Origin of the sequence: Halothiobacillus sp. (assembly GCF_028710545.1) — a bacterium.
GTDB lineage: Bacteria > Pseudomonadota > Gammaproteobacteria > Halothiobacillales > Halothiobacillaceae > Halothiobacillus.
On the sequence record NZ_JAQTTX010000084.1, the window covers coordinates 1 to 6,594 of the forward strand.

Below are 6,594 nucleotides of genomic sequence, written 5' to 3' on the forward strand. Positions count from 1 at the left end.
AAACCAGCAAACCCGCGACAAAATGCGCCCGTTCGCAAGATTCGCAGCATTCGCACGGCACGATTCGCAAAACATTCGCAGAAGTGGCAGAGGGTGTCGGTGTTGCCGACAGCCCGCCAGCACCAACCGCCGAGGGTATGCGGTCATACCGTACACCCCAGCCAGCACCAAGCGCACCCAAACCAATCACCCGCCCTGTGCTGCGATTCAAACTGCGCGAAGGTGGCGGCACCGTGTTAGGCCAACCCGATGACACGCCCGCGTCATTGCTGGCGGATTTAATCGAGCGATAGCCTGATGAATTGGTGGCGGCATGGAGTGGCACCGATCAGGTTTACCCGCTGGAATCGTGACCGCTGGAATCGAGTATAGGCAAGCCTTAGAGGCTCATGATGACCGCGATTGTGACCGCGCAAAATCGTTTTTGGGGCGTTTTGGCGGCGGCGAGGTGCACACGTATCAGATTTGCGAAACACAACCCCATTAGCGGCTTTGCAAAACCAACCCCATGAAACACATGCAGCCCGGTTAAATGCCGGGTTTTTTATTTTGCAAAGTGAATATCCAACCCCGCATTAAACCTAGGCTTGCGGGCAAAAGTGAATGCCATTCACCACGCCCAACTATCGCCAATGGCTAAAGTTGGAATACAGACCCGCCCAGCACTACGGTATTCAAGATCAGCCCAAAGTGAATAGCAGACCCCGCGCTCTGTCAGCGTTTGCCGGTCAAAGTGAATAGAAGCACAAGAGCATTCACTTTGTTGGCATCGAGGACGATCAGGGCGCGGCAATTCGCCGCCCCCTGCCCTCATTTGGAACGGGAGCCAATACAGCCCCCCACCAACGGTGGACATCGGCGGCAAAAAGCCAAGGTACTCCCCAGAGGTTTTGAAAACACGGGGGATTGCGCAGCTCGATATTCCGCCAGCTACGCATATCAAAAGGTGTTCGCACAGTTTGCACTAAATCAAGAAATGCCGCGCTGATGCGGGTTTGAGGTGCGAACAAGGTGCGAACACTGCAAACCAAAATGCAAACACCGCGAACACTGCAAACATGTGGCCGGGCGGGGGGTGTTAAAACCTCCACGACACCAGAATGACCGGACGACCCTTGTAATCGTTTTTTTGCGTCCGCGTAAATAAAATTTTGGTATCGGGTACAAATTCAAAAACGGGCACCTGTCCAGATGCCGCACTGTGGTGGCGTTTCAGCCCCAAAAAAACTATACAAAAAACTATACACTTGACCACAAAAAAGGCCGAAAAAAGGCCGTTTTTCACAACACAAAATGAAGTGGAAAACGGCCTAAGTGACTGATTTATTTGGTCGGAGTGATAGGATTCGAACCTACGACCCCTACGTCCCGAACGTAGTGCTCTACCAGACTGAGCCACACTCCGAAATGCCTGTTGCAGCGGATGATGCCTTAGGGAAGCGCTGATTTATTCAGTGCGTCCCACTTGGGGCAGGATGCCCCAACACGAACAAAGACGTCAGTCTTTGATTCGTGAGCGCCATCGCGGGCGTGTACCGCGATGAGCGCGCTGATTTATTCCAAGGATGGAATAAATCAGCATTTACTCAGAATTCAGTGATTCCGGGCAACGGCTGCATCGGCCAGCGCAAGCAGGGCTTCCTTGAACGGGCTGTCGGGAACGGCGTTGATGGCCTGTTTCGCCCGGTCTGCCTCGGCTTGCGCGAGGTGCGCAGTATAGGCGAGCGCGCCGGTATGTTCAATGGCTCTGCAAATCGCCTGAATATCGCTGGCATCCTGCTCCGTAACCGCCCGGCGAATGAGCGCCACGGTGGCTTCATCACCCCGCTGCATGGCGATAATCAGTGGCAGTGTAGGCTTGCCTTCGGCCAGATCGTCGCCCACGTGTTTACCCGTGTGCGCTTCGTCGCCGGTGTAATCAAGCACGTCGTCGATCAACTGGAACGCGGTGCCCAGATGCAGGCCGTAGGCGGTCAGCGCCGCTTCCATTTCTTCCGGCTGGCCTTCGAGTACGGCGGCCAACTGGGTAGCGGCGGCGAACAGGGTGGCGGTTTTGCGAATAATGACATCGACGTAGCGCTCTTCGCTTACTTCGGCATCGCCCATGTTCATGAGTTGCAGCACTTCGCCTTCGGCAATGCGATTGGTGGCCTGCGCCAGAATGGCCATGACGCGGGGTTCCTGCACCTCGACCATCATCTCGAACGCGCGCGAGTAGAGGAAATCGCCGGTCAAAACCGAAGCGGCATTGCCAAAAAGTGCGTTGGCGGTATCGCGTCCGCGCCGCAGGGTGGATTCATCGACGACATCATCGTGCAGCAAGGTGGCGGTGTGAATCAGCTCGACCACCGCAGCCATTTGCGCGGCCCAGGGGGATTTTCCACCCAACGCCTTTGCCGCCAGCATCAGTACCATGGGGCGAAAGCGCTTACCGCCCGCGCCGATGATGTACCGGGAAAGCTGATTGATAAGAGCGACATCGGAAGCCAGTTTGGTCTGGATCACGGTATTGACGCGCGCCATATCGGGCGCTGCGAGTTCGCGAATTTGGTCAACAGTCATGTTCGGCATAAAAGGCTCTAATTCGATATCGGGTGGGTTAGGGAATCTCTGATTTAATCAGAGATTCCTTAGTAGTTCCTGCAGGTCGGCTTCATCCAGTACGGGCACGCCCAGTTCCTGCGCCTTGGTCAGTTTACTACCTGCCTCGCTCCCAGCGATCACGGCGGTCGTTTTGCTGGAAACGCTCCCGCTGACTTTCGCGCCCAACGCCTTGAGCCGCTCGCTCGCTTCTTCCCGCGTCATGCCGGAAAGCGTTCCCGTCAGAACATAGGTTTTACCGGCAAGCGGCAAGGCTTTCGCATCCGTTGCGACAATGGCGGGCCAGTGTACGCCGGCATCAATCAGATTGCGGATGACTTCCTGATTGTGCGGCTGGCGCAGGAACGTGAATACGTGCTGCGCCACCACAGGCCCCACATCCGGTACGGCTTGCAGATCGTCGAGCGAAGCGGCGCTCAGTGCATCCAGATCGCGGAAGTGGGCCGCCAGCCCCGCAGCCGTCACCTCGCCCACTTCCCGAATACCGAGTGCATAGAGAAAACGGGGCAAGGTGGTTTGTTTGGCGGCAGCAATGGCATCCACGAGGTTCCGGGCGGATTTCTCACCCATCCGCGGCAGGGTCAGCAACTGGGGCACGGTGAGATGAAACAGGTCATCGACATGCTCGACCAGCTTGTGTTCGAGCAGCAATTCGATCCACTTCTCGCCCAGCCCATCGATTGCCATTGCCTTGCGACTGGCGAAGTGCCGGATGGCTTCACGCCGCTGGGCCGGGCAGAATAGGCCACCACTGCAACGGGCAATGGCTTCGCCCTCCACCCGGATGACGTCCGAACCGCAAACGGGACACTGATCGGGTAGCTCGACGATGCGCGCATCCGGTGGACGCAAATCGGGCAGCACACGAACGACTTCGGGAATGACATCGCCTGCCCGCCGGACAACAACCGTATCGCCGATACGAATATCCTTGCGCGTGATTTCGTCGATATTGTGCAAGGTGATGTTGGATACCGTGACCCCCCCGACGAACACCGGATCGATGCGCGCAACCGGCGTGAGCGCACCCGTGCGGCCTACCTGAAAATCGACAGAATGCACCCGACTGGTGGCTTCCTCGGCCGGAAACTTGAATGCCACGGCCCAACGCGGCGCCTTGGCCACAAAACCCAGTTCGTCCTGTTCGGACTTGGCGTTGATCTTGAACACCACACCATCGATGTCGTAATCGAGCTGCGACCGGCGCGAAAGCATTTCCTGATGATAGGCCAGCACCTCATTACGCCCCGCGCAGCGGCGACGCCATTCGCTGACGGTAAAACCCAGATCGGCTAGCCAATCGAGCAGGCCAAGCTGCGTGTCGGGCAGATCAACGCCCTGTGCCGCCCCCACGCCATAGGCGAAAAACTGTAACTGGCGCTTGGCCGTTATTCGCGGATCCTTTTGCCGCAAGGAGCCGGCGGCGGCATTCCGCGGGTTCACGAAGCGCTTGTCACCACGGGCATCGGCGGCGGCATTCAGCGCGGCAAACGCCTTGTGCGACATGACGATCTCACCGCGTACTTCCAGCAGATCGCAGGACGATAGCGAATCCGGTAATTGCTGAGGAATTGAAGCGATGGTACGGACGTTCAACGTCACGTCTTCGCCGGTCTGCCCGTCGCCGCGCGTCGCTGCCTGCACAAGCTGACCCTTGCGGTAGATCAGGTTGATCGCCAGGCCATCGAACTTGGGTTCGGCGGCAAACACAAGCGGTGCGTCACGCTTCAGGCGATCATGGATACGCTGGGCAAAGGCATCCCATTCCTCGACGCTGAACACGTTATCCAGCGACAACATGGCCTGATGATGCTTGACGGGGGCGAAACTGGTGGTAAATGTCGGGCTGCCGACACGCTGGGTGGGCGAATCCGGCGTGACCCATTCCGGGTGAGCCGCTTCAATCTGTTGCAACTCGCGCATGAGCCGATCGAAGGCGGCGTCGCTTATTTCAGGATCGTCCAGCACGTAATAACGGAAGTTGTGCCGTTCAATCTCTGCGCGCAGGGCAAGCAAACGGGCGTGGGCGCCATCCTCGGACGGCGCGGAGAACAGGTCTGGTAACGAAGACGCCATGATCCTCAGCTATTGAGCTGTTCGCGGTAGCGGTCGATCGATTCGGATGTCAGCGGCAGGCGCTGGTCATCGAGCACCTCGCCGCCGAGCTGATCGGCAATGTCGCGGGCAATGTCGATCATCTGGTCCAGAATCAGGCTTTCGCTGGGGCCGTCGAGCGGCAGTTGCATGAACAGCGCGAGCACAGGGGTCGCAAAGCTGGCGCTATTGCCACGGTCGAAGGTGCCGGGTTTTACCCCGTTCATCAGCGAAAACAGGGTTTCGCCCAGTTCGCCGGGATAGTGATAGATCGACAGGGCACCGTATTCGAAACCGATTTCCTCGATCAGGTTCGCCACGCGATCGCCGGGGAATGCGGCGCCGTCGGTACTGGCCACCAACAGAGGAAGGACGACGGGGTCTGCATCCCGACCAACGTTCTGTTTGACATTTTGCGCCGTGGCGTCGGCAGATGACGGGGATTCGGGTGCCCTATCAGCTGACGATGAATCCTGCTTTTCCTGATAGCTGAAATGCGGCGTCTGGCGACGACGGAACAGGCTACCTGCTGTCTCGGGCACCTCATCGAGCACTTTGCGGCGCACGTTACCGATCACCCCTTCGGCATCCGCCAGACCGAGCGCGTCATCCACATCGATGGGTTCCGGCTCATTTTTGCGGGTGAACGTGGGTTGCTGCCAACGCAAGGGTTCGGGTTCGACTTCATGGGGTTCGGTGGCGGGCGTGATCACCGGATCAATCCGATCCTTGACCTTGACCCGGCCGATAATGCCTTCATCAAGGGTCTCATCAAGCGCGGAATCAAGCGTTATGTCAGCGGATTTCACCCGTGCATCTTCTTGCGCGCGTATTTGCACATCAATCGGATCATCGAGGTTCGCTTCGGTACGTCCGCTGCCCAATTCGACGGCCTGCTCGCTCCTGTGGCGGAGATAAACCCACACAATTCCCGCAAGCGCCAACACGCCCGCCGCCAAAAAAATCCAACGTAACCATTCCATACTTTTATGACTCTAATAGTTGCACGGCGCGATCCACATCCACCGAGACAATGCGTGAAACACCCGCTTCACGCATTGTCACCCCGACCAAAGCCGAGGCGCTGGCCATCGTGGTTTTATTGTGCGTCACGAACAGGAATTGCACCCGGTCCGACATGGCCGAAACCATAGCACAGAATCGGCCGACATTGGCCTCATCCAGCGGGGCATCCACCTCGTCCAGAATACAGAAAGGCGCGGGGTTGAGCTCGAATAAAGCAAAAATCAACGCCACCGCTGTCAGCGCCCGCTCACCCCCCGATAATAACGATAATTGGGTGACTTTCTTGCCCGGTGGTTTGGCGAATAACAGCACGCCGGCATCCAGATCGTCCGCACCGCTCAATTCGAGCCGGGCCTCGCCGCCACCGAACAAGTGCACGAACAAGGGGCCGATGCGCGCATTCACCGCGTCGAACACCGACTTAAATTGCGCGCGCGTCTGCTTATCCAGCGTGCGGATGGCTTCCTGCAATTGGTCGAGCGCTGCCTGGACGTCTTCAATCTGACCATCCAGTTCGGACTTGCGTGCTTCAGCCTCGGCAAACGCTTCGATGGCGGTGAGGTTCACCGCGCCCAGACGGGCGATCTGCTGCTCCAACGTCGAGAGTTCAGATGCCTGCACCTCGGCGATATTCGGGATGTCCGCCAGCCGCCCGATGGCTTCGGCATCCAGTGATTGCTGATCGTCACGCCATTGATCGAGTGCCTGCATCAATATCTGGGCCGCGTGATCCTCCCGCACCGCCAATTGCGCGCGCTGTAACTCCAGCGCCTGAACCGCCGAGCGCGCCTGCTCAAGGGCGATCTGCGCCTCATGCCGCTCGACGCCTGCGGTCTGCACGGCCTGCACGTGCTGCTGAACACGTGCCAGCGC

The 6,594-nt window shown here is 58.3% G+C and carries 4 protein-coding genes, 1 tRNA gene and 1 pseudogene; 1 reads left to right on the plus strand and 5 read right to left on the minus strand.

Annotated features, from left to right (window positions below; genetic code table 11):
* On the plus strand, positions 1-293 hold a 293-nt coding region (locus PHD44_RS12040; protein WP_300192063.1), incomplete at its 5' end, for a hypothetical protein.
* Positions 294-1,328: 1,035 nt separating this feature from the next.
* Here PHD44_RS12040 and PHD44_RS12045 read toward each other — a convergent pair.
* The 5 genes and pseudogenes from PHD44_RS12045 to PHD44_RS12065 all read right to left on the minus strand — a co-directional run.
* Positions 1,329-1,405, minus strand: a tRNA-Pro gene (locus tag PHD44_RS12045).
* Between the two features lie 188 nt (positions 1,406-1,593).
* On the minus strand, positions 1,594-2,562 hold the full coding sequence (locus tag PHD44_RS12050; RefSeq protein ID WP_300192065.1) for a polyprenyl synthetase family protein: 969 nt from the start codon (positions 2,560-2,562) through the stop codon (positions 1,594-1,596).
* 57 nt (positions 2,563-2,619) lie between these two features.
* Positions 2,620-4,677, minus strand: coding sequence for an NAD-dependent DNA ligase LigA (gene ligA / locus PHD44_RS12055; protein WP_300192067.1), 2,058 nt, complete (start codon positions 4,675-4,677; stop codon positions 2,620-2,622).
* A 5-nt stretch (positions 4,678-4,682) separates the two neighbouring features.
* Positions 4,683-5,678: a cell division protein ZipA C-terminal FtsZ-binding domain-containing protein gene (locus tag PHD44_RS12060; RefSeq protein ID WP_300192069.1), complete on the minus strand. Its 996-nt coding sequence runs from the start codon at positions 5,676-5,678 to the stop codon at positions 4,683-4,685.
* A 4-nt stretch (positions 5,679-5,682) separates the two neighbouring features.
* A pseudogene (locus tag PHD44_RS12065) lies at positions 5,683-6,594 on the minus strand (chromosome segregation protein SMC); the annotation flags it as partial.